This window comes from Streptomyces sp. NPDC107471 (assembly GCF_055582845.1).
On sequence record NZ_JBVJPC010000004.1, the window covers coordinates 415,941 to 438,457 of the forward strand.

General features: G+C 72.6%; 20 protein-coding genes. 5 read left to right on the plus strand and 15 right to left on the minus strand.

Going from position 1 to position 22,517, the window contains the following annotated elements; all coding sequences use genetic code 11:
* Nucleotides 1-104: 104 nt before the first annotated feature.
* The 11 genes from ACZ66S_RS15710 to ACZ66S_RS15760 all read right to left on the minus strand — a co-directional run bounded on the left by ACZ66S_RS15710 (nt 105) and on the right by ACZ66S_RS15760 (nt 15,081).
* Complete coding sequence (locus tag ACZ66S_RS15710; RefSeq protein ID WP_349817346.1) at nt 105-188, minus strand: putative leader peptide; 84 nt, start codon at nt 186-188, stop codon at nt 105-107.
* A 127-nt stretch (nt 189-315) separates the two neighbouring features.
* Nucleotides 316-888, minus strand: coding sequence for a GNAT family N-acetyltransferase (locus tag ACZ66S_RS15715; protein WP_469902069.1), 573 nt, complete (start codon nt 886-888; stop codon nt 316-318).
* Nucleotides 889-905: 17 nt separating this feature from the next.
* Entirely contained in the window at nt 906-2,201 is a 1,296-nt protein-coding gene (locus tag ACZ66S_RS15720) for a hypothetical protein (protein ID WP_469902070.1), read from the minus strand.
* Nucleotides 2,202-2,355: 154 nt separating this feature from the next.
* Nucleotides 2,356-3,645: a GAF domain-containing protein gene (locus ACZ66S_RS15725; RefSeq protein ID WP_469902071.1), complete on the minus strand. Its 1,290-nt coding sequence runs from the start codon at nt 3,643-3,645 to the stop codon at nt 2,356-2,358.
* Between the two features lie 266 nt (nt 3,646-3,911).
* On the minus strand, nt 3,912-5,546 hold the full coding sequence (locus ACZ66S_RS15730) for an acyl-CoA dehydrogenase family protein (RefSeq protein WP_469902072.1): 1,635 nt from the start codon (nt 5,544-5,546) through the stop codon (nt 3,912-3,914).
* Nucleotides 5,547-6,204: 658 nt separating this feature from the next.
* Nucleotides 6,205-7,188, minus strand: coding sequence for a 2,3-diaminopropionate biosynthesis protein SbnA (gene sbnA, locus ACZ66S_RS15735; RefSeq protein ID WP_469902073.1), 984 nt, complete (start codon nt 7,186-7,188; stop codon nt 6,205-6,207).
* A gap of 29 nt (nt 7,189-7,217) precedes the next feature.
* On the minus strand, nt 7,218-8,249 hold the full coding sequence (sbnB, locus tag ACZ66S_RS15740) for a 2,3-diaminopropionate biosynthesis protein SbnB (RefSeq protein WP_469902074.1): 1,032 nt from the start codon (nt 8,247-8,249) through the stop codon (nt 7,218-7,220).
* Nucleotides 8,246-9,232 (minus strand): TauD/TfdA family dioxygenase, encoded by a 987-nt coding sequence (locus tag ACZ66S_RS15745; protein ID WP_469902075.1) that lies wholly within the window; start codon nt 9,230-9,232, stop codon nt 8,246-8,248. The genes sbnB and ACZ66S_RS15745 overlap by 4 nt, the downstream gene beginning before the upstream one ends.
* A gap of 13 nt (nt 9,233-9,245) precedes the next feature.
* Nucleotides 9,246-11,333, minus strand: a complete 2,088-nt coding sequence (locus ACZ66S_RS15750) for a non-ribosomal peptide synthetase (protein ID WP_469902076.1) — start codon at nt 11,331-11,333, stop codon at nt 9,246-9,248.
* A gap of 35 nt (nt 11,334-11,368) precedes the next feature.
* Entirely contained in the window at nt 11,369-13,837 is a 2,469-nt protein-coding gene (locus tag ACZ66S_RS15755) for a Pls/PosA family non-ribosomal peptide synthetase (protein WP_469902077.1), read from the minus strand.
* Nucleotides 13,838-13,872: 35 nt separating this feature from the next.
* Nucleotides 13,873-15,081, minus strand: coding sequence for a heparan-alpha-glucosaminide N-acetyltransferase domain-containing protein (locus tag ACZ66S_RS15760; RefSeq protein WP_469902078.1), 1,209 nt, complete (start codon nt 15,079-15,081; stop codon nt 13,873-13,875).
* Nucleotides 15,082-15,666: 585 nt separating this feature from the next.
* Here ACZ66S_RS15760 and ACZ66S_RS15765 point away from each other — a divergent pair.
* Nucleotides 15,667-16,809: a YihY/virulence factor BrkB family protein gene (locus tag ACZ66S_RS15765; RefSeq protein ID WP_469902079.1), complete on the plus strand. Its 1,143-nt coding sequence runs from the start codon at nt 15,667-15,669 to the stop codon at nt 16,807-16,809.
* Nucleotides 16,810-16,891: 82 nt separating this feature from the next.
* Here the strand turns inward: ACZ66S_RS15765 and ACZ66S_RS15770 are convergent, their stop codons facing one another.
* A complete protein-coding gene (locus ACZ66S_RS15770; RefSeq protein ID WP_469902080.1) occupies nt 16,892-17,728 on the minus strand; it encodes an NmrA family NAD(P)-binding protein in 837 nt (278 codons plus the stop codon).
* Between the two features lie 81 nt (nt 17,729-17,809).
* Here ACZ66S_RS15770 and ACZ66S_RS15775 point away from each other — a divergent pair, with 81 nt between their 5' ends.
* Nucleotides 17,810-18,751, plus strand: a complete 942-nt coding sequence (locus ACZ66S_RS15775; protein ID WP_469902081.1) for an AraC family transcriptional regulator — start codon at nt 17,810-17,812, stop codon at nt 18,749-18,751.
* A 9-nt stretch (nt 18,752-18,760) separates the two neighbouring features.
* Entirely contained in the window at nt 18,761-19,426 is a 666-nt protein-coding gene (locus ACZ66S_RS15780) for a DUF6597 domain-containing transcriptional factor (protein WP_469902082.1), read from the plus strand.
* Here ACZ66S_RS15780 and ACZ66S_RS15785 read toward each other — a convergent pair.
* The gene (locus tag ACZ66S_RS15785; RefSeq protein WP_469902083.1) at nt 19,409-19,810 is read right to left on the minus strand and encodes a VOC family protein; all 402 of its coding nucleotides are present in this window, start codon (nt 19,808-19,810) and stop codon (nt 19,409-19,411) included. The two genes, ACZ66S_RS15780 and ACZ66S_RS15785, sit on opposite strands and share 18 nt — an antisense overlap.
* A 52-nt stretch (nt 19,811-19,862) precedes the next feature.
* A complete protein-coding gene (locus tag ACZ66S_RS15790; protein ID WP_469902084.1) occupies nt 19,863-20,495 on the minus strand; it encodes a VOC family protein in 633 nt (210 codons plus the stop codon).
* Between the two features lie 56 nt (nt 20,496-20,551).
* Here ACZ66S_RS15790 and ACZ66S_RS15795 point away from each other — a divergent pair, with 56 nt between their 5' ends.
* Nucleotides 20,552-21,211 carry a ThuA domain-containing protein gene (locus ACZ66S_RS15795; protein ID WP_469902085.1) on the plus strand — a complete coding sequence of 220 codons (660 nt, stop codon included), beginning with the start codon at nt 20,552-20,554 and terminating at the stop codon, nt 21,209-21,211.
* Nucleotides 21,212-21,423: 212 nt separating this feature from the next.
* Nucleotides 21,424-21,963 (plus strand): peptidoglycan-binding domain-containing protein, encoded by a 540-nt coding sequence (locus ACZ66S_RS15800; RefSeq protein ID WP_469902086.1) that lies wholly within the window; start codon nt 21,424-21,426, stop codon nt 21,961-21,963.
* A gap of 34 nt (nt 21,964-21,997) precedes the next feature.
* Here the strand turns inward: ACZ66S_RS15800 and ACZ66S_RS15805 are convergent, their stop codons facing one another.
* Entirely contained in the window at nt 21,998-22,420 is a 423-nt protein-coding gene (locus tag ACZ66S_RS15805; protein ID WP_469902087.1) for a helix-turn-helix domain-containing protein, read from the minus strand.
* Nucleotides 22,421-22,517: the final 97 nt, after the last annotated feature.

Here is a 22,517-nt window from a genome sequence, read left to right on the forward strand (position 1 = left end):
GGCGGAAAGCGGCTCTTACCTGCGCGTACGGGCGCACGGGAGGGCATGCGCGGCATTGCGCGGGGAGACGTGCGAGAAGATGTGTCGGGTGACGCTGCGGCTCGTCAGCGCACCGGACAGATGGCGCTGGACATGCGGCCGAGGTCGACGTGCCGCCGACTCACCAAGGCAATTCCAGTTCCAGACATGACGGAAGCGTGGCACGGCGTTCTGGACACAGTCCAGCTTTATCCGCCATGTGGACACCCTTGTCTCGACAGGCGAGACCAGGGTGTCGTTGGTCACAAAGATCGCGGGCCCTCTTGTTCCCGCAGGTCAGGCCGGGTACGCCCCAGGCCAGGGGCCGGGTGCGGGCACCTCCGCCTCCTCCTCGACCTTGGTGTCGAAGAGCTGGAAGCCACGGCGCTGGTAGTTGGCCATGGCGTGCTCGCCGTCCTTGGAGCAGGTGTGCAGCCAGACCCGCTTGGTGTCCGTCAGCCCCGGCCAGCGGTCCGCGAGGTCCCAGGCGCGGGCGGTGCCGCAGGACAGCAGGTGGCCGCCGATCCGCCGGCCGCGGAAGGCCGGGACCAGGCCGAAGTAGACGATCTCCACGACCCCGTCGTCCTGCGGTTCCAGCTCGACGTACCCGGCGGGCGTGCCGTGGTCGTAGGCCACCCAGGTCTCCACGCCCGGCCGCTCCAGGTGCTCCCGCCACCGGGCGTACGTCCAGGAGAGCCGGTCGGTCCAGCGGATGTCGCCGCCCACGGACGCGTAGAGGAAGCGGCTGAACTCGGGGGAGGGGATCTCCGCCCGGTGGATGCGGACGTCGCCCTCCGGGGGCTCGGCCGGGAGGAGGTCGGTGGGGGCGGTCTGTTCCAGGGACCAGGTGGTCACGGGGATGTTCGGCATGGAGGCCAGGGAACCATCTACCCCAGAGATCTGTCGATCGAGGCCAGCGGCAGCGCGAACAGCGCCCGGCCCGACTGGGACCACACGTCACCCGTCTGTTCCCAGTACGACAGGGACTCCGACTCGCCGCTCCAGCAGTTCCGGGTCTCGTCCGTGCCGCAGCGGGTGGCCTTCGCGGGGTTCGAGCTGTTCTGGCGCCACAGGATGCCGTGCTCGCTCTCCGTCCCGGCCGCCCGGCCCAGGTACCACTGGGAGTCGTACGACAGGACGGGGCCGGAGCCGGCGGCCTTGGTGGAGTAGGCCTCGTTCACGCGCGCGTAGCCGCCGGTGTCGGTGGCCAGGAGCCCTGCGCGGCCGGGGTCGCCGCTGAAGTCGTAGCGCCACATGCGGGCGCCGGTGTCGTCCTCACCGGAGATCCACTCGCTCGCGACCAGGCTGTCCGGGGCGGTGCTGCGGTCCAGGGAGAGGTAGTCGGGGCGGGCGGCGCCCCGCTCGTCGGACAGCCGGTAGGAACCCACGGCGGGCAGGACCCACCGGGCGCCGTGCGCCGACCAGCCGCCGTGGACCCGGCCCACCGCGCCGCTGTCGACGGTGGCCCGCTGGACGCGGTTCATGTCGTAGACGTACAGCGCGTCGCCGTCGTCGCCGCTCGCGGTGACCAGGAGCTTGTTCTGGTACCAGACCATCCCCGATACCTGGGAGACCAGGCCGCGGAAGTCGTGTCCGCCGTCGACCGGGACGGCGAGCAGGACCCAGGAGTAGGTGAGCCGGTCCAGGTCGTTGGCGTCGACGAAGGCGACCCGGGCCAGGCCCCCGTCGTCCGCCGCGGTGCCGGTGCGGCTCCACGCGGAGAGGATCACGCGGTTGGCGCCCCACAGGCCGTCGTCGTCGGCGTCCCCGGAGGTGGTGACCGCCCCGGCCCGCCAGGAGCGGGTGTCGGCGGCGTCCCAGCAGTAGGCGGCGGTGGCCGTGGGCTCCACGGGCAGGGCCGCGCGCTCACCGGCCGTGCAGTCGACCGCGTCGCGCAGGGACCGGTCCGCGGAGTCCAGGACGGCGGAGACGCCGACCGGGCGCCCCATCTCGGCGGAGAGCCGGTCGAGGGAGCTCGGCGGGACCTGGGACTCCTTGAGGCGCAGCGGGGCGGTCTCGGCTTTCGAGGTGAGCGGCTTCAGCGTCCCGGGATTGGCGGCGACCGTGGCCTGCGAGGCGCTGATCATGGTGGCGGCGGCGGTCAGCGCGAGGGCGGTCCCGGCCAGGAAGGCGCGCAGCGCTTGGCCCCGCTTGCGCCGGCGGTGTCTGCCACGTTGCTTCATACCGTCCTCCCGAGGCGGGCCAACTGCGCCTGATGATCCGTACGTTGACCGAGGAGCAGGTGGGGTGGCCCGTACAGGGATGCTACGGCAGTACGGCACGCCTGGGGACGAAGATGCTGCAATTATGCGGAAGATGCACCATGAGCGAGGGTTTTCACCCGGTCTCGCCGGCCCCGCGGGCGCCCAGCACGGCCGGCGCCGTCGAGTGCGGCAGTAGGTCGACCGGGTCGCCCGGCAGCAGGACCTCGACGTCCGCGTCCTCGCAGAAACGATACGGCCGGTGTTCCAGGAACGCCCCGAGATAGCGCCGCACCCGGGACATCTCCGCACGCACGGTCACCGTGCGGCCCGGGTCGCCGAACATGTCCTCCGCCAGGCCCGCCGCGCTGCGGCCCGCCGGGTGCAGGGCCAGCAGGTAGAGCAACTCGGCGTGCCTAGGGCTCAGTTCGTGACTCCACGTGCCCGCCCCGCCCGTCACCGTCACCGTCCAGCGGCGCGGCTGCGCGAGGTCCAGCACGATCCGGGTGGCGCCCCGCGCGCCCGGCTCGTCACCGGCGCGGATCAACCAGCCGCCCGCCAGCGGTTCCAGGACGCACAGGCCGATGGCCGGCAGCCACCGGCGGCCCGGCGAGGGCGACTTGGGCAGCGCGATCCGGTTCGTGTACGGCATTCCGGTCACCGCCGCCGTCCAGCCGTCCCGGTCCACCACCAGGGCCCGGCCGGTGAGCCGGGCGAGCACCGGCGCCGCCACCGCCCGCAGTCGCTCCAGTGAGGCCAGATGCATCTCGCGCAGCCGTGCCTCGGCCAGCTTGGCCACCGAGTCGACCCACGCGAGCGTCGCCGGATGCATGGTGTCCAGGGGGCCGCTGACGTCGACCACGCCGATCAGCCGGCCGTCGCGCGGGTCCTTGACGGGTGCGCCGGTGCAGGTCCAGGAGGTCTGCGAGCGCACGAAGTGCTCGGAGGCGAAGACCTGGACGGGGCGGCGCACCACCACCGGGGTGCCGATGCCGTTGGTGCCGACGACGTCCTCCCGCCAGTCGGCGCCCAGTTCGAAGCCGGTGCCGTCGGCCTTGCGCAGCACGGGGGAGCTGCCCTCCCGCCACAGCACACGGCCGTCGTCGTCGGCGACGACCATGATGTGGTGGGCGACGTCCGCGACCGACAGCAGCCCCTCCCTGAGCACCGGCAGGACGTGCCTGAGCTGACTGCTCTCCCGGCGTCGCTGCACCTCCTCGGGGGGCAGCAGACCTGACCGGAAGTCGTGGTCCGGGTCGACGCCGCCGCGCAGCATCCGGCTCCAGGACTCCTTGATCACGGGGCGCGGGGCGAGGGGCGCGCGCCGCCCGGACAGGGTGGCGGAGCGTATGTCGTTCAGTACCCGGGCCGCACGTGCCGTGTCCATGGTGGCTAGCTGGGTCGCATGCGTCGGCGAGAGCGGCACTGGTCCTCCCGGTCCCGGGTCCGTTGACTGTCCGTCTCATAGTGCCGGTCGTGACTCGGAGCGGCACACAGTCCACCCACAGTCGCCAGGAAGTTGCAACCCCTTGCAACCCTGGTGGTGGGGTCCGGCTTGTTTGAAACTTGGTCGAACGCCGTCTCGCAGCGGCGTGTTTCGGCCTCTGAGGGCCGCAACGGGGGTGGTGCCGTGTCGGCGCAGCACCACCCCCGTTCTCCTGCTCTCCTGCTTCTCCGCCGGGGTCCGGAAGGTCAGTCGGCGGGGCGGGCCCGCTCCACCACCGAGGCCAGGTCCAGGCTCGTGGGCAGGGTGCCGAAGGCCGAGCCGCCGTCGGTGCCCAGGCGGGACGCGCAGAAGGCGTCGGCCACCTCGGCGGGGGCGTACCGGACGAGCAGGGAGCCCTGCAGGACCAGCGCGAGCCGTTCCGTCAGGTGACGGGCCCGGCCCTCGATGCCCTCCAGATCGGCCAGTTCGGTGAGGAGGTTCTTCGTCGCCGCGTCCAGCCGGTGGTCGGCGCCCCGGGTCCGGCCGATCTCCAGGAGGTAGGCGTTCAGGGCCTGTGGCTCCCGTTGCAGGACCCTCAGCACGTCCAGGGCCTGGATGTTGCCCGCACCCTCCCAGACGGAGTTCAGCGGCGACTCGCGGACCAGCCGGGGCAGGCCCGACTCCTCCACGTAGCCGTTGCCGCCCAGGCACTCGGCGGCCTCCACCGTGAGCGGTGTGCAGCGCTTGGTGACCCAGTACTTGGCCGCCGGCACCGCGATCCTGAGGAAGGCCCGTTCCTGCTCGTCGCCGCTGTCGTAGGCGGCCGCCAGGCGCAGGCCGAGGGTGGTCGCGGCCTCGGACTCCAGGGCGAGGTCGGCCAGCACGTTGCGCATCAGCGGCTTGTCGACGAGCTTGCCGCCGAACGCCTCGCGGTGGGTGCAGTGGTGGATCGCCTGGGCGACGGCCTGGCGCATCAGCCCGGCCGAGCCGAGGACGCAGTCCAGCCGGGTCGCCGCGACCATCTCGATGATGGTGCGGACCCCGCGCCCCTCGTCGCCGACGCGGCGGGCCCAGGTGCGGTCGAACTCGACCTCGGCGGAGGCGTTGGATCGGTTGCCGAGCTTGTCCTTGAGGCGCTGGAGGAGGAACGTGTTGCGGGTGCCGTCCTCCAGGACGCGGGGGACGAGGAAGCAGGTGAGGCCGCCCGGGGCCTGGGCGAGGACCAGGAAGCCGTCCGACATGGGCGCCGAGCAGAACCACTTGTGACCGGTGAGCTCGAAGGTCTCCCCGTCGGGCAGGGCCCGGGCGGTCGTCGTGTTGGCCCGGACGTCGCTGCCGCCCTGCTTCTCCGTCATCCCCATCCCGAACAGCGCCCCGGCCTTCAGGTGGGCGGGCCGCAGCTCGCGGTCGTAGACCATGGACGTCAGCCGCGGCTCCCACTCGGCGGCCAGGTCCGGGTCGGTGCGCAGGACGGGGACGGCGGCGTGGGTCATCGACAGGGGGCAGCAGTTGCCCGCGTCGACCTGCGTCCACAGCAGGAAGGCCGCCGCTCGCCGTACGTGTCCGCCGGGGCGGGCCCAGGCCGCGGTCAGGCCGGCGGAGACGCCCTTGCCGAGCACCCGGTGCCAGGCCGGATGGAACTCGACCTCGTCGACGCGGTGGCCGTGGCGGTCGTGGGTGCGCAGCCGGGGCGGGTTCTCGTTGGCCTGCAGGCCCCACTCCTGCACCTGCGCCGAGCCGCAGGCCCGGCCCAGCGCGCCCAGCTCGCCGTGGACCTCGTCGAGCAGTTCCGGGTCGAGGTGCCGTGCGACGGCCTCCTTCAGAGCGCGGTCGGCGCCGTAGACGTCGTAGTCGATCAGGGGCGGGGGCTGGTTGGTCACGGTGTGCGTGGTGCCTGCCATGCCAGCGAAAGTACCCCGGTGCGGGGGGTCGGTCACCTCACGGACACGGAGGCGGGTACGTCGAGGTGTGACGCCTCGACGGCACACGGGGGCGGAGCCGGCCGGGGTGGTGGGTCGGCTCAGGTGGGGTGGGCCATCGACTCCGTCGGCCGGGGGAGTGGGTCTGCCCCGGGGAGGCCGTAGGACGAGTCCGAGCGGTGGACGGTGTCGATGTGGCGCCCGCCTGTGGGTAGGGGCGGGCGCCGGTGGGTGGGCTCAGGCGAGGTGGGTCATTGCCGCCGTCGGCCGGCGGAGTGAGTCTGCCCCGGGGAGGCCGTAGGGCCCAGCCCGGTCGGTAGGCGGTGTCGATGTGGCGCTCGCCCGGGCTCGGTGTGGCGGTGGGGCTGCGGCCACGAAGAGGTAGGGCGCCCGCCCGTGGGTCGGGGCGGGCGCCGGGTAGTGGGTGGGCTCAGGCCGGGTGGGCCGTCGCCTCTGGCGGTCGTGGGGTGGGCACAGGCCGCGTGGGTCGTCGGCTCTGTCGGTGGGTGGCTTCCGGCCGGGTGGGCCGTCGCCTCTGTCTTTCGGTGGGTGGCTTCCGGCCGGGTGGGCCGTCGCCTCTTCTGCCGGTGCGTGGCTCAGGCCAGGTGGGCCGTCGCCTCCGTTCGGTCGGTGGGTGGGTTCAGGCCAGGTGGGCCATTGCCTCTGTCGGGTGGTGTCGGGGGTCCGGCTCGGGGAGACCGTGGGGCCAGTCCGAGCGGTAGACCGTGTCGAGGTAGCGCTCGCCGAGGTCCGGGGCGATCGCGACCGCGGTGAGGCCGCGGCGGCCGTGGGCGGACAGCCACTGGTGGGCGCCGCTGACGACCGTGCCGGTGGAGCCGCCGAACAGGAAGCCCCGGGCGGCCAGCCCGCGGCAGACCTGGAGGGTGTCCGGCTCCTCGACGAGCACCACGTCGTCGATGTACGACCGGTCGAGCAGCGGCGGCCGCACGCTCGTGCCGAGACCCGGGATCATCCGGACGCCGGGCGGCCCGCCGAAGGTGACCGAGCCGACGCTGTCGACGGCGACGATCCGCACCGGCCGTCGCCACTGCCAGAACCAGCGGGCGCAGCCCATCAGCGTCCCGGTGGTGCCGGCCCCCACGAACAGCACGTCCAGGTCCGGGAAGCGCCGCGCGATCTCCGGCGCCGTGGTGCGGTAGTGCGCCCGCCAGTTCCCCTGGTTGCTGTACTGGTTGAGCCAGACGTACCGCTCGTCCGAGGCGCACAGCGCCCGCACGTACGCGAGCCGCGCCCCCAGGTAGCCGTCGTGCAGGTCCGGCTCCCTGACCACGTGGACCCGGGTGCCGAGCGACTCCATCAGCCGGATCGTCGGCAGGTTGCACCGTGAGTCGGTCACGCACAGGAACCGGTAGCCCCGGCTCGCGGCGATCATGCTCAGGGCCACCCCCAGGTTCCCCGACGACGACTCGACCAGGACCGAACCGGGCCGCAGGGTGCCGTCCCGCTCGGCGGCGTCCACCATCTCGCGGGCCGCCTTCAGCTTGATCGACCCGGCGAAGTTGAAGCCCTCGCACTTCAGGAACAGCGGAAGCTCCAGCGCCGCCCGCAGGTCGACGTAGAGGTCTGACTCGTTGAACTCCGAAGGATCGGATATGACGGGCATGACGCCCCCCTCCTCATGCGCCACGTGGTTCAGCCGTACCGGCGCAGCTCGTTGAAGAACCCGTCGACGACGTGCAGTTCGCCGCGCCGGGCCAGTTCGTCGTGGACGTACCGGCCGACGGCGAGGTCGAGTACCCCCAGGCCGAAGGGGGAGAACACCACCGTCCGGTCCGTCGGGACGGTCACCCGTCCGGTCAGCACGTCGTCGAGCGTGCCGTCGATGAAGTCCCTGCACCCCGTGAGCTGTTCGGCCAGGTGCGGGGAGGTCTCGGCCTTGAGGCAGTGCTCCACGTCGTCGACGAAGTTGGCCGACGCGAGCAGGATCTCGGGGGCGAGGTCGCGCAGGGACACGTGCAGGACCAGGGGGTGATGGCCGAACCACGAAGGATCGTGGACGTGCGGGCTGCCGGCGACCGTCGCGAAGACGACCAGGTCGCTGGAGCGGATCAGGGATTCGGCCGAGTCGTGCACGGCCACCTTCCCCGGCGCCCCCGACCGCTCCAGGTAGCCGCGGAACCCGGCGGCGCTCTCCGCGGACAGGTCGTGCACTCCTGTCTCCTCGAACTCCCAGCCCGTGGCGGTGAGATGGGTGTGGATGTAGCGCGCGATCAGTCCGGTGCCGATGAACCCGACCCGCGTCGGGCGCACCCGGCCGGCGCTCAGCTTCCCGGCCGCCAGCGCCGCCGAGGAGGCGGTGCGCGTGGCACTGATGACCGAACTCTCCAGGCACGCGAACGGGTAGCCGGTGTCGGGGTCGTTGAGGATCAGCACCGCCGACGCGCGCGGCAGCCCGGACCTGGTGTTCTCCGGGAAGCTGGAGATCCACTTCAGGCCGTCCACCCGCAGTGGTCCGCCCAGGGAGGCGGGCAGCGCGATGATCCGGGACGACGGGCGGTCCGGGAACCTCAGGAAGTACGACGGCGGGTTCACCGAGTCACCCGCGCCGTGCAGCCGGTACACGGCCTCGACGAGGTCCGCGATCTCCGGTTCCCTTCCGTGGAGGGCCTGTTGGACCTGGGCGCCGGTGACGAGCGCGAAGGACGGGGCGTCGACGGTGCTCATACGCCGCTCACCTCGCCGTCGGCGCGCAGCACCGGGTCGCCGAGCGCGGCCATCACCTCGCGCGGCCCCTCGAAGGGCTCGCGGCTGTGCGCCGTACGGATGTTGTCGACGAGCAGGAGGTCGCCGTCCTGCCACGGCTCGCGCACGGTGTGGGCGTCGTACACCTCGTTGATCGTCCGCACGACGTCCGCGTCGATCGGACTGCCGTCCCCGAAGCGGGTGTTGAAGGGCAGTCCGTCGGCGCCGTACATGTCCACCAGGTACTCGTGCACTTCGGGCTCCATGGTCCACTCGTTGAGGAACGCGATCTGGTTGAACCAGCAGGGCAGCCCGGAGGCGGGGTGCCGCAGGACCGCGCCGCGCCGCTGCCGGGTGTGCAGGGAGCCGTCGTCCTGCCAGGCGAACTCGATGGCGTGCCGGCGGCAGTAGCGTTCGACGGCGGAACGGTCGGCCGTGCCGAAGGCCTCCTCGACGGAGGCGCCGATCTCCTCGTGGTACGCCCGGGTCAGCAGCCAGCCCTCCCGTTCGAAGCGGGCGACCAGGTCGCGGGGCAGGGCCCGCAGCACCGCCGACGCGTCGGCGAGCGCGGTCGCGCCCCCGGATCCGGGCGCCTCCAGACAGGCGAACAGCAGCAGGCCGGGGAACTCCAGGCCGTAGCTGACCTCGTGGTGCATGCACATCTGCTGGTTCGGCGGCCACTTGGTGGACGAGTACACGCCGTCCGCGTAGCGGCGCCGGGGCGCGAAGGGCTCACGGTCGGGCATCAGACCGTCGGTCAGCCGGCGGAAGACGGCCTCGCTCGTCGCCGGGTCGGCGAGGTCCAGGCCGCGCACCAGGACGCAGCCGTGGTCAAGGACGAGGGAACGCAGCGGATCGCGGTGCTCGGCGGCCCAACTCTCGGGATCACCACCGGACTTGGCGTGCAGGACCGGTGGGGCGCCCGGGGCCGGGTCCAGGTACGGAAGCAGACTCGTGGATGACATCTCGTGGTTCCTTTCAGCCGCGCCGGTCGAGCAGGTCCGCCAGGTCCGCGAGGACCGGGTGGCGGACGACGTCCTGGAGGGTGACCGCCCGGTCCAGGGCGATCGCGAGACGCACGGCGGACAGCGAGCTGCCGCCGCGGTCGAAGAAGTGGTCGAGCCGGCCGATCCGGTCGGCGGGCACGCCGAGCACCTCGGCCCAGGCGTCCGCCAGCCGCCGCTCACCCGCCGTCACCGGGCCGCCCGCCGTCCCGGCGTCCAGGTCCTCGGCGAGCGCGGTGAGCGTCCGGCGGTCGGTCTTGCCGTTGGCGGTCAGCGGCAGCCGCCGGCGCCAGTGCACGACGGCGGGGACCATGTACGACGGCAGCGAGGCCGCCAGCCGTTCCCGTACCGTGTCCGCCGCCACCGGCTCCGGCCCGGCGCAGAACGCGGCGAGTTGGGCGCCCCGGACGACCACGACGGCCCCGTCGCGCACCCCGTCCACCCGCAGCAGCGCGTTCTCGATCTCGCCGATCTCCACGCGGAACCCGCGGATCTTGACCTGGGTGTCCCGGCGGCCGAGGAACTCCAGTTTGCCGTCGGCCCGCCAGCGCCCCACGTCACCGCTGCGGTAGAGGCGCTCGCCGGGCCGGTACGGGTCCTCCGTGAAGGCGGCCGCGGTGCGCTCGGGGTCGTTGACGTACCCGCGCCCCACGCACACCCCGGAGAATACGATCTCGCCCGGCGCGCCCAGCGGTACGGGCACCAGGTCCTCGTCGACGACGTAGACCCGCACATTGCGCACCGGCCGCCCGAGCGGGACCCGGTCGCCGTCCGGCACCCGGTCCATGACCTCGTGGTTGGTGTCGTCCGACGTCTCGGTCAGGCCGTAGGCGTTGACCAGACAGATCCCGGGCCGGGCCGTGAACCAGCGCTGCACCAGCTCCCGCTTCACCGCCTCGCCGGTCACCGACACACAGCGCAGGTCCGCCAGTTCGCGGGGCCGCTGCCCCAACTCGGCGAGCACAGCCTCCAGATACGAGGGCACGACCTGGAGCACGTTCACCCGCCCCCGCACCACCGTGTCCACGAACCGCGGCACGTCCAGGATCGTGTCCTGTCCGACGATCAGCGTCCGTCCGCCGACGACCGGCCCGGCGAGCAACTGCCACAGCGAGATGTCGAAGCACTGGGGCGCGGTCTGCGCGACCACGTCGTCCTCGCCGATCCCCAGGTCCTCCACCTTGGCGAGCACATGGTTGAGGAAACCGGCGTGCTCGCACATCGCGCCCTTGGGCTCACCGGTGGAGCCGGACGTGAAGTAGATGTAGGCCAGTTGATCCGCCTGGACCGGGACGGCGAGGTCGTCGCCCGCGTGGCCCTCGGCGTACACCGCGTCCACGAACAGCGTCTCGGCGGCCGTACCGGACAGCGAGCCGGTGCTGCCCTCCTCGGTGACGACGAACTCACAGCCCGCCCGGAACAGCGTGCGCGTGACCCGTTCGGCCGGGAAGTGCGGCTCGACCGGCAGGTACACCCCGCCCGCCTTGAGCACGCCGAGCACGGCGGCCATCCAGTCGAGGGTGCGCTCCATGACGACCGCGACGACGTCCTCGGCCGTGAGACCGCGGGCCAGCAGGGCCCGGCCGACCTGGTTGGCCCGGGAGTTGAGCTCGGCGTACGTCCACCGCCGCTCGTCCTGCACCGCGGCCACGGCGTCCGGGTCCTTCGCGACCCGTTCCTCGAACAGCTCGTGCACCCGCCGGTCCGGGAGCGGGCGGATCGGGCCCGCCAACTCGTCCAACTGGAAGCGGAGTTCCTCCTCGGACAGCAGGCTCGCGCTGTCGGGGTGGGCGAGTGCGGTGACGTGGTAGCCGGCGACGCGGGCGGCCGTGTCGGCGTCGAGCGCGCCGGTGCGGTACCGCAGCCGCAGCTCGCCGTCGGTGACGCCGACACGCAGGTCGTCGTCGGGAGCGGCCTCCGTCCCGCCCGAGAGGGCGGCGAGGACCTTGGTGCGGGCCGCGAGCAGTGCGGCGGGATCGGTCGGGGTGCCCGCGGGCAGCGGGACCGTGTACTCGGTGACGTCCGGTATCGGACCGGGCGTGCGGTGCGGAGCTGTTTCCATGACGTGCTTCCCCCTGTTTTCCTTGTTCGGGCGGTTCAGGCGCGGCGCGGCGCCACCGCCGGATTCCCGCCCCAGTGCGCCCCTGCCGGCATCTCCTCGCCCTTCATCAGGAAGGCGTCGACACCGAGCACGGCACCGTCGCCCATCGAGACGCCGTAGTGGACCAGCGCGCCCGCCCCCACGGTGCAGCCGTCGCCGATGACGATGTGGTCGGACTTGAAGGTGCCGTCCTCCTGGGAGTGCGCCTGCACCTTGGAGTGGTGGCCGAGCGTGCTGTCGCTGCCGATCGCGACCAGCGTCCGCTCGGTGATGTAGCAGCCGTCGTCGAAGACCCGCCGGCCGATCCGCACCCCGAGCAGCCGCCAGACCAGGTTCTTGAACGGGGTGCCGTCGAGCACCACCAGATGGTGGTCGGGCACCTTCCACAGCCGCTCGTGCCACCAGAAGTACGGGTCGTAGATGGAGCACAGTCGCGGCCGGAGCGGCCGGAACCGGGTGATCACCCGCTCGACCAGCGCCCAGTAACCGGTGGTCAGCACGAGGCCGGCCATCAGACAGCCGCCGATCGGCAGGCCGCCGAGGGCGCCCCGGCCGCCGTAGAGGTCGACGGCCGCGAAGCCGAGCAGCGTCAGCAGGAACCAGTGCAGCCACCGCAGGAACAGGAACAGGGCCATCGAGCGGGCGTTGAAGCGGTTCTTGCCGGACAGCCTCCGGCGCAGCTCGTCGCCCTCGCGGAAGTGGTCGAAGCGGGTGTCGCGCTCCACCGTGCGCGGGATCTCGAAGGGCGGGGATCCCAGCAGGCCCACGCCCTCGCGGAGTTCGCCGTCGAGCGGGACCAGCACCTTGGTGGCGAGCAGGCAGTTGTCGCCGGTGCGGCCGCCGACGGGGTAGGCGATGTGGTTGCCGAGGAAGTTGTGCCCGCCGATCGTGACCCGCGAGACGCGGAACGACGTGCTGGAGTACTCGGCGTTGAGGATCGCCAGCCCGTCGGCGACCATCGTGCCGCTGCCGACGGTGGCCAGGTACGGCGTCTCGTGTGACACCTCGGTGCCGAAGTTCGAGCCGGTCTGCTCGACGTGCGAGAGGTCGTAGCCGACGGACCGCAGGTAGGGGACGATGTACGAGCTGTCCCCGCACAGCCACTTGAAGAACCTGATGTTGGTCGTCCGGGCGATCGCGCGCTGCACCGAGTAGTGGAAGCCGTACAGCGGATAGACCCGGTCGGCCCGCAGGGTGAGGTTCAGCAGCCGGGGCAGCACCGTCACGGTGACGAGGCCGACGGCCACGAAACCGGCGAAGAGGGCGACGGACAGGATCAGCGCCTCGGCGTAGAAGGCCGTCGACCCCAGTTCCTTCGCGTCCGGTTCCAGCAGCGGGTCCAGGGCCGGGACGAGGTCCATCACCAGGAACGTGCCGCCGATGCCGAGCGGGACGTAGACCAGCAGCGTCTGCACCAGCGCCGCCAGGGCGTACCCGGCCCGGCGCGCGGTGCCGCAGCGGGTCGCCGGGACGCGGATGTGGTCGACGTCGGTGGGGCGGGCGGGTGAGCCGTGCCAGCGCTCGCCGGCGGGGACCGCGGCGCCGTCGTACAGCGCGGAGGAGTGGCCGAGCTGGCCGCCGTCGCCGATGGACGTGCCGATGTCGAGGACGGTCTTCTCGCCGACGAAGACGTCCCGGCCGAGGGTGACCGGGCCGGTGCGGATACGGCCCGCGTGCGCCCGGTAGCCGAGAAAGAGGGCGTCCTTGCGGATCAGCGTGCCGGCGCCCACGGTCAGCAGGTCGGTGCAGACCGGCACCGAGTGGGACAGGATCGTGACGCCCGGGCCGATACGGGCGCCGAGGGCCCGCAGGTAGAGGACGTACAGCGGGTTGCCCGCGAACAGGACCATCGGGTTGGCGTGCAGCAGTGCCTTGACCAGCCAGAAGCGGACGTAGGCGAGACCCCACACCGGGAACTCCGCCTCCTTCCACCGGCCGACCAGCAGCCACTTCGCCACCACGGGCAGGGTGCACAGGGCGACGAACAGGGCACCGCCGAAGACCAGCGAGCGCAGGTAGACGGCGAGCACCCCCTCGGCGCCGGACACCCAGGCGTACCCCTCGGCGGTGGCGACACCGGCCGCGCCGCAGTACCCGGCGAAGACGAGGAACTGGAGCACCCCGCACAGCACGTAGCGGGCGGTGCTGCCCGGTGGCGGGGGCGGTTCGGCGGGACGCGCGGGGGCCGGTGCGGCGGCCGGGACCTCGGCGAGGGCGGTCGCCAGACCGCGGATGGTCGGATGGCCGTAGACGTCCCTCATCGAGACCTGCGGCAGATCCGCGCGCTTGCGCACCCGGGCGCAGAACTGGGCCATGACCAGGGAGTTGGCACCCAGGTCGTCGAAGAAGTGGCTGTCGAGGGGCACTTGATCCGTCTTCACGACCCCGGCCAGCACCTCGGCGAGGACCTGGGCGGTGCCGTCCACCGGGGCGACTGTCGTGATCTCGCCGGGATTTACCACCACTTGAGCTCCTAGATCATTACTTTTGAGCTTATGGACTATTCGGTGTGCCTGCTAAGTCGGGCCGGGTCCGCCACCGGTTCCGGGGGCCGCGGTGGTGTTACGGCCTCGCGACACCGCCGGGCCGCGCCTGCGACGACCGTTTCCAGCGGGCCACGTCCGAGGTGCCGCCACGAGAGGGCGAAGAGGAGCGCTCCGGTGGTCATGACGGCGTAGAGGAGCTCGGGAGAGTCGGAGAGCGCGCCGGTGGCGAGAAGGAGCACATGGGCGGCGTACAGGGTCAGCGGCATACTGCCGGCCGCCGCGAGCGGCGTGAGCGCCCGGGTGAGGCGGGTGCTCCTGGTCAGCAGCAGGGCGCCGCCGAGGATCGCCGCCGCCGAGCCCAGGGTGAGGAGCATGTCGAAGGGTGTGGTCGCGTGCGGCGCGCGGGAGAGCAGCGCCCACCAGGTCGCGCCGTCCGGGCTGTCCCACAGGGCCTCGGCGCGGGAGGAGTCCGGGAACTCCGCACGCCACAGGTGCCGCAGCCCGCCGTAGTGGAACAGGACCAGGGACGACACCAGCCAGGTCCCGGCCACGAGGGCGAGACCGCCCCCGAGGAGCCGGGGCGCGATCTTGCGTGACGTCAGGTCCAGGCGGCCGAGGGCGAGTCCGGCGCACAGGTAGGCGGTCCAGGCGAGCACCGGGTAGTCACCGTGCACGAGCAGGTCCGAGACCAGGCCGACCGGATCGGTGACCACGTCCTGGAGGGTCGGATCGCCGTCGAAGGCGGGCTCGGGCAGGACGTCGCGCAGCGCGTGGACGGCGAACGGCGCTCCCACGGCCAGGAACAGGGAGAGCCCCGCCAGGGTGCCCGGGCCAAGGCCCAGCAGCGGGACCGCGATCAGGAACAGCAGGGCGTAGAACGCCAGGATCACGTCCACGTCGAGGTCCGCCGCGCGCGAGGCGTACCCGAGGACCAGTCCGATCAGCGCGATGACCACGGCCCGGGCCGCCACCGCCACGGTCGCGGGCCGCCCGGTCACCGGTCGGCGGCCGCCGGTGGTGAACGCCAGGCCGATCCCCGCCGTCACGGCGAACGTCGCCGAGGCACGGCCACCCGCGAGCATCCAGGCCGGCGTGACCGACCCGGCCTCGTCGAACGCGCCGAACACGTGAACGGAGAACATTCCGAGCAGGGCGAGGCCCCGAGCCACATCGACTCCCACGATGCGCGGCACGGCTTGCTTCGGCGCGTTCGGAGCAGGCATGAGAATTCTCCAGAGTGGGATACGGCGGAATATCGCCCGCTGTTCACCGCGCAGCGGAAAATCATGGAGAAGGACCCCCGTGGTTCCGGTGTTCCGGAAGAAAAAGAAGTGTCGTGAGACACGTAATGGAATGAGAGAAGGAGCGGTTCGGTATGCGCCTGGAGTGACCACGAGACGGGGACGGGGTGGCCGGCTCGGGCCTTGGTCAGGGCCCTGAGAATGCAATCCGAATTGTTTCGAGGCGCTTGTGAACCGGTCAAGCGCGTTTCAGTCAATGGCGGTTTCTGGCTGGTCGGCCGGGTGTCGTCGGTATATCCAGTTCTTGTCGTTCCGGGGCGCCACCGGGGAACTCACCTCGTGGCCGGTGCATGTGTCGTCGTGCATTCCGGTTTCGGAATCCGCCATATCCGGCCAACGGGTTCATGACAGAAAAGGGGTTCGATTTCCTTGGCGATTTCCGCGGGGTTGCCCGGGGTTTTCCGTGGCATGACGGAACCGAACGCGAGCGGACGTTCCCCGCACGGGCGTGCCCAGGACCGGGACGGGGGGATGAGTGCATGCTCCCGTGGCGGATACCTTTAGGTCGTGCAGGCAGCAAGCGACTCTCCTCAACAGCCCCCCGGGCGGCTCCACCGGGCACGTGCCCTCTACCGGAACGTGTCGAAGCGCAGGACCGCCTGGCTGCTGCTCAAGGACACCGTCAACTCGTGCATCGAGTACCGCATCCTGGGGCTGGCCGCCGAGGCCGCGTTCTTCTCGCTGCTGTCCGTACCGCCGCTGCTGCTCAGCCTCATCGGACTGCTCGGCTACGTCGACGACTGGACCGGCACCGACAGCATCAGCAGCCTGGAGGCCAACCTCCTCGATGCGGCGCGCACGGTCCTGTCCGACAAGGGGGTACGGCAGATCGCGCAGCCGATCCTCGACGACGTGATGAAGGGCGGCCGCCCCGACGTCATCTCCGTCGGTTTCCTGTTCGCCCTGTGGTCCGGGTCGCGCGCGGTGAACGTCTTCATCGACACCATCACCGTCATGTACGGCCTCGACGGGGTCCGGGGCATCGTCAAGACCCGGCTCGTGGCGTTCGCGCTGTTCATCGCGGCCCTGCTGATCGGCTCGGTGGCGCTGCCCCTGATGGTGGCCGGACCGGACGCCGTGGTGCGGATCGTGCCGTGGTCGACGACGGTCGTCCAGGTCCTGTACTGGCCCGTGGTGATCATCCTGTCCATCGCGTTCCTGACGACCCTGTACCACGTGTCGGTACCGGTGCGCTCACCGTGGATCGAGGACGTGCCGGGCGCACTGGTGGCCCTGGCGATGTGGGTGCTGGGGAGCTTCCTGCTCCGGATCTACCTCCAGAGCACGATCGAGGGCGCGACGATCTACGGTTCGCTGGCCGCGGCCGTGGCGGTGCTGCTGTGGATCGGCGTCTCCGCGTTCGCCGTCCTGGTGGGCGCGGCGATGAACGCGGCGATCGACCGTGTCTGGCCTGCCGCGGCCACGGCGGCGGCGCGCGCGGCGCAGGAGCGGGTGCGGGAGGCGCAGGTCGCGGAGTACGTGGCCCGCGCGGCCGCGCTCCACGACTCCGATCCGGACCCCGACGACCCCGACATGCCCTCGGAGTTCCCGGAACGCTGGTCCCGCTTCCTGCCTCCCGAGGACGTGACCTCCCGCCTGCGGACGCACGCGAAGACGACGCATCCCCCGCACAAGCCCGAGGGCTCCTGACGGGGGTGCGTCGCCGGGCGCGGGGCCGTGGGGGCTGGCCGCGCAGTTCCCCGCGCCCCTGGGGTCGGGGGAGCGGCCGGGGTCAGGTCTGCCATGTTCCTGCCGCTGCCGCCTCCCGCGCGAACTCCGTGAAGTCCCGTGGCTCGCGGCCCAGGACCTCCCGCACTCCGTCCGACAGGTACGCGTTGCGGCCGTCCAGCAACTGCTCGAACGCCTCGACCAGCGCGCCGACCTCGGCCTCCGGCACCCCGAACCCCGCCAGGCGCTCCCCGTACTCCCGAGCCGACACCGCGCGGTACATCAGCTCCCTGCCCGCCGCCTTCGCGACCTCCGCGACCGCCTCACCGAAGGTCAGCAGGCGTGGGCCGGACACGGTGACCGTCTTCCCGAGGTAGCGGTCGCCCGACACCAGCGCGGCCGCCACCACGTCCCCGATGTCCCGCACGTCCACGAACGGCTCCCGCACCTCGCCCGCCGGGAACACCAGCTCCCCGCCCAGCCGCAGCTCCTCGACCAGCGGCCCCTCGCTGAAGTTCTGCGCGAACCACGAGGCCCGTACGACGGTCCAGTCCGCCCCCGACGCGTGCAGCGCCTCCTCCGCGTCCCGCGCCCGGTCCTGCCCCCGGGACGACAGCAGCACCAGCCGCCGTACGCCCGCCCCCACCGCCGCCCGCGCGACGGCCCCGACCGCCTCGGCGGCCCCGGGGGCGCCGATGTCCGAGGGGTACACCAGGTACGCGGCGTCCGCGCCCCGCAGCGCCCGCGCCCACGTGGACGGGTCGTGCCAGTCGAAGCCCTGCGCCCGCGAGGCCGCCCGTACCGTCAGCCCCGCGGCCCGCGCGGACCGCGCCACCCGGCTGCCCGTACGACCCGAGGCTCCGGTCACCACCACCGTCGTGTTCCGCGTGTTCCGTGTCATGCCGTCGAGTCAACTCCCGGGCCCGGCACGGGACCATCGCCGAACGGCTCATTCCCATGCGCACCCGTCTACGCTGGCCGCATGGACGCTCTGGCAGGTCTGCTGGAAGGCCCGCGGGCGCGTGGCGCCTTCATGATCCGTGCGTGTTTCGACCCGCCGTGGGCGGTCCGTGTGGAGGACCGGGCGCCGCTGACGGTCATGCTGACGGTCCGCGGGGAGGCCGTGGTCCTGCCCGACTCGGGCGAGCCGGTGTGGCTGCGCCCCGGCGACCTCGCCATCGCCCGCGGCCCCGATCCCTACACCTGCGCCGACGCCCCCGACACGGCCCCGCAGGCGCTGATCCTGCCCGGCGCGGAGTGCCGCTACCCCGACGGGCGGGCCCTGAACGGCTCCATGGACCTCGGGGTGCGCGCCTGGGGCGACCGGCTCGACGGCGAGACCGTGATCCTCATCGGGACGTACCTGATGGAGGGCGAGATCAGCAACCGGCTCCTGGACGCGCTGCCGCCGCTGCTGTCGCTGACCACCGACGTGTGGGAGTGCCCGCTGACCCCCCTGCTCATGGAGGAGATCGTGCGCGACGAGCCGGGCCAGGAGGTCGTCCTGGACCGGATGCTGGACCTGCTGGTCATCGCGGCGCTGCGGGTCTGGTTCTCCCGGCCCGAGGCACAGGCGCCCGCCTGGTACGCGGCGCTCGCGGACCCGGTGGTGGGCCGGGTGCTGCGGCTGATGCAGGACGATCCCGCGCACCCGTGGACGGTGGCCTCCCTGGCCGCCAAGGCGGGGGTGTCACGGGCGGCGCTCGCCCGGCGGTTCACCGGGCTGGTGGGGGAGCCTGTGATGTCGTATCTGACCGGCTGGCGGCTGGCGTTGGCGGCGGACCGGCTGCGGGAGGGGTCCGCGACGCTGGAGGCGATCGCCCGGCAGGTGGGGTACGGGAGCGCGTTCGCGCTGTCCAGCGCGTTCAAGCGGGGGTACGGGGTCAGCCCGCAGGAGTTCCGGCTGCGTCTCGGCCCGCCGTAGCCTGGAAACGTGTACAGCGAACGGCCGTCCCGGCTCCCCGGTGCCGTCGTCTGGACCGGCGACGGTACCGGACGCGTCCTGCCCGACGGGTGCATGGACCTGCTCTGGCACGAGGGCCGCCTGCTCGTCGCCGGCCCCGACACCCGCGCGTACGTCACCTCGGGCGCCCCCGGCACCTGGGTCGGCCTGCGCTTCGCTCCCGGTTCCGCGCCCGCCTTCCTCGGGGTGCCCGCCCATGAACTGCGCGACCGGCGGGTGGAGTTGACCGACCTGTGGCCGGCCCCGGAGGTACGGCGGCTGCGGAGCCGGATCGCCGGAGCCTCCGACCCCGCCAGGGTGGTCGAGGAGATCGCCCTGGAGCGCGCGACCCCTCCGGACCCCGTGCTGCGGGCCCTCGTCGCCGCCCTCGGCGCGGGCCGCCCCGTCGCCGTGACCGCCGACGAGATCGGCCTGGGGGCACGGCAGTTGCACCGGAAGTCGCTGGCCGCGTTCGGGTACGGACCGAAGACCCTGGCCCGGATCCTGCGGCTGCGGCGGGCCCTCGCACTGGCCGGCGCCGGGGTGCCGTTCGCGGAGACGGCGGCGCGGTGCGGTTTCGCCGACCAGGCCCATCTCGCGCGGGACGTGAGGGAGTTGGCCGGGGTGCCGCTCGGGCGGCTACTCGCCGCCGGCTAGCGGGGCGTACAGGTCGACGCCGTTGCCGTCGGGGTCGTGCAGGGACGCGTACCGCTGGCCCCAGTCGGCGTTCCACGGCTTGAGCTCACCGTGGAAACCCTCGCCCACCAGCTCCTCGTACACCGCGTCGACCTCGGCCGGGCCGTCGCAGCGCAGCGCGAGCCCGGTGCGGCTGCCGCCGGAGGGCGCCCGCCAGCCGGGGTGGAAGGAGCGGACCGTCTCCTCGGTGTCCAGCATCAGCCGCAGCCCGCCCGGGAGTTCGGCCTCCGCGTGCGGCTGCGACTCGGACCCCTCGGGGAACGGGAACCCGAGCCGCCGGTAGAAGGCGACGGAGGCGGCCATGTCGGAGGCCACCAGACCGATGGCGTGGAATCGTGGAGTCATGCCGTCACCGTAGGCATCCCGGCGCCGCCCGGTCTTGAAGGAATCGGACACGTCAGCCGAAGGTCACCGGCCCCCGCGGGGTGTCCACCGTGAAGGAGAGCCCCAGCGGTCCCTCGGCGAGGGGGAGACGGACGTCGAGGACGGCGAGGAGGGGGCGGATCTCCTCGGGGTCCGGGGCGGTCGCGGTCAGGGACAGCAGGGGAGCGGTGGGCAGGTCCGAGGCGGTGGGGTGCGGGGAGGCGCCCCAGTCGATGAGGAAGGGGACCAGGCCGGAGGGGTGCTGGGTGTCGCCGTCCGTCAGGCGCCACTCCAGCAGGGTGCCGTCGGGGCGGCGGCGGCTCATCGGGCGGATCTCCCCGGGGTCGTAACCCCGGGCCCGGGCGGTGGCCACCGCCGCGTCCAGGTCGGGCGGGCTGATCGCCCAGGTGACCGTGCGGGCGGCGGGGAGCGAGTCCACGTCGAAGGGGCGCGGGCCCGTCGGCTCCGGCTGGTCCGGGTCCGGGCCGATGATCTCCAGGTAGGCGGTGCCGCCCAGCGACACGAGGTGGTTGCGGGTGCCGAGGCCGACGTGCACCCCGCCGGGGGCGGGGGCCACCCCGGTGCGCCGGGTGAAGTCGGCGACCGTCGCCGCCAGGTCGGGCGTCGCGAGGACCAGATGGTCCAGCCGTGCGGAAATCGCGTTCACCGCGCCGAGGCTACGGCGCGCGGACCCCGCGGTGGAACACCTCCTAGGCTCGGGCCATGGCTCCCCGACTCCTCGTCCACACCCGCACCGCCGACTACCGCCACGACTCCATCCCCGCCGCCGTCGACGCCATCCGCGCCCTCGGCGACTTCGAGGTGACCGCGAGCGAGGACCCGGCCGCCCTGGAGCGGCCCCTCGACCGGTACGCCGCCGTCGTCTTCCTCTCCACCAGCGGCGAGATCCTCACCCCGGCCGGGCGGGAGCGGCTCGCCGCCCATGTGGAGTCGGGCGGCGGTTTCGTCGGGGTGCACGCGGCCGCCTGCACCGAGTACACCTGGCCCTACTACGGCGAACTGCTGGGCGCCCGCTTCGACAAGCACCCCGCGTACCAGCCCGGCCGGATCCGGGTCGAGGACCACGACCACCCGGCCACCCGACACCTCCCCGCCGTATGGCAGTTCACCGACGAGTGGTACGACTTCCGCACCAACCCCCGAGGAACGGTACGGGTGTTGGCATGCGCCGACGAGTCGTCGTACGAGGGCGGCGGGATGGGCGCCGACCACCCGCTGGTGTGGTGCCGGGAGCAGGGCGCGGGCCGCGTCTTCTACACCGCGCTCGGACACGCGGCCGAGGCCTGGGCGGACCCCGACTTCCGCGCCCATCTGCTCGGCGGGATCACCTGGGCGGCACGGCGGGCGCACGGCACCGGCTGACCCCGTCCCATCCTGTCCCAGCAGGTCCCCGTACGGCCCGCGCTCCCGGACCGCACCGCCGTGCACGGGGTGGACCGTCCCCGGCCGGACCGGGGACGCGAACGGCTCTCGCCGTGCGCACCTCAGCACTGTGAGGCTGTGCCGCAAGCGAAGCGAGCCGCCCCAGGGGGAACCACGGGGGGAACCACGGCGGTTCGGAAAGGGAGACCTCCATGAGCATGCGCGAGCGGGCCGTCGGGATGTTGACGGCCGCGTTGCTGGGCGCCGGGACGCTCGGCCTGGCCGTGGCGCCGGCCGCCGACGCGGCCTCGTACCACGGCATCGACGGCAACGGCGTCGTCAGCGACGACTGGCAGGACGAGGAGAACCTGAGCGTCGACGACTACGCGAACAGCAACGCCACGGCCCTGTGGCAGTCCGTCCTGTACGCGGACGGCGCCAAGTGGCAGGACGAGGACGGGGACTGGCACAACTTCGCCAAGAGCCACATCGACGGCTCCTTCGGCCCGCAGACCGAGTCGGCCACCCAGTGGTGGCAGGAGCGCTACGGCCTCCAGGAGAACGACGGCGTGGTCACCGACCAGAGCTGGGAGTTCGCCCAGCAGTGGCTGCACGGCCCCGGCTCGGGCGGCGCGGTCCGCTACGACGGCGACAAGCGGGACGTCGACTTCAAGCGGGTCAGCGGCAAGTACCGGGTGAAGCTCAAGGGCACGGGACCCTGGCGGATCGCCTTCTACGACCAGCGCGGCTGACCCCGGCCGGGCGGGGGAGTGGGCGGCCGCACGGTCACCCGCTCCCCGACGGCCACGCCCACAGCACCCCCGCCACCAGCAGCACGATGACCGCGAACGCGACCAGGGCCGCCGTACGCCACCGCCGGTACTCCAGCCCGGCCGGAACCGCCACCGCCACCTCCGGCGCCACCGCGGTCACCACCGTGCCGTACGGCCAGACCGGGGCGGCCAGGTCCCACAGCGCCAGCAGTCGGGCCTGGTCCGCGCCCGCCACCTTGCACAGCGCCTGCACCGCTCCCCGCGGCGGCTGCTTGGCCCCGCTGAGATACCGCTGCCAGGACGACTTGCTGTACGCGGTGCGCCGCGCCAGCTCGGCCAGACTCAGGTCGGTGCGGTCCTTGAGCTGCCGCAGTTGCTCGACGAGATGCCGCGCCTCCCTCGGAAGCGAGTCCGGCAGCGGTCGCCAGCGCGTCATGGTCGTCCCCCAAGTGCTCGCCACCGCCCGCGCAGAGGCGGCGGCCCCCCTCCCCGCCGCAACGTTCGACGCCCGTCCGCCCCGGCCAGTTCCCCCC

Bases quoted from the DNA above. Each gene is read 5' to 3' on its own strand.
- ACZ66S_RS15795 (WP_469902085.1), top strand. From the start codon at position 20,552: ATGGCTCCCCGACTCCTCGTCCACACCCGCACCGCCGACTACCGCCAC.
- ACZ66S_RS15715 (WP_469902069.1), bottom strand. From the start codon at position 888: ATGCCGAACATCCCCGTGACCACCTGGTCCCTGGAACAGACCGCCCCC.
- sbnA (WP_469902073.1), bottom strand. From the start codon at position 7,188: ATGCCCGTCATATCCGATCCTTCGGAGTTCAACGAGTCAGACCTCTAC.
- ACZ66S_RS15720 (WP_469902070.1), bottom strand. From the start codon at position 2,201: ATGAAGCAACGTGGCAGACACCGCCGGCGCAAGCGGGGCCAAGCGCTG.
- ACZ66S_RS15775 (WP_469902081.1), top strand. From the start codon at position 17,810: ATGGACGCTCTGGCAGGTCTGCTGGAAGGCCCGCGGGCGCGTGGCGCC.
- ACZ66S_RS15750 (WP_469902076.1), bottom strand. From the start codon at position 11,333: ATGGAAACAGCTCCGCACCGCACGCCCGGTCCGATACCGGACGTCACC.
- ACZ66S_RS15770 (WP_469902080.1), bottom strand. From the start codon at position 17,728: ATGACACGGAACACGCGGAACACGACGGTGGTGGTGACCGGAGCCTCG.
- ACZ66S_RS15805 (WP_469902087.1), bottom strand. From the start codon at position 22,420: ATGACGCGCTGGCGACCGCTGCCGGACTCGCTTCCGAGGGAGGCGCGG.
- ACZ66S_RS15730 (WP_469902072.1), bottom strand. From the start codon at position 5,546: ATGGCAGGCACCACGCACACCGTGACCAACCAGCCCCCGCCCCTGATC.
- ACZ66S_RS15710 (WP_349817346.1), bottom strand. From the start codon at position 188: ATGTCTGGAACTGGAATTGCCTTGGTGAGTCGGCGGCACGTCGACCTC.
- ACZ66S_RS15760 (WP_469902078.1), bottom strand. From the start codon at position 15,081: ATGCCTGCTCCGAACGCGCCGAAGCAAGCCGTGCCGCGCATCGTGGGA.
- ACZ66S_RS15785 (WP_469902083.1), bottom strand. From the start codon at position 19,810: ATGACTCCACGATTCCACGCCATCGGTCTGGTGGCCTCCGACATGGCC.
- sbnB (WP_469902074.1), bottom strand. From the start codon at position 8,249: ATGAGCACCGTCGACGCCCCGTCCTTCGCGCTCGTCACCGGCGCCCAG.
- ACZ66S_RS15745 (WP_469902075.1), bottom strand. From the start codon at position 9,232: ATGTCATCCACGAGTCTGCTTCCGTACCTGGACCCGGCCCCGGGCGCC.
- ACZ66S_RS15800 (WP_469902086.1), top strand. From the start codon at position 21,424: ATGAGCATGCGCGAGCGGGCCGTCGGGATGTTGACGGCCGCGTTGCTG.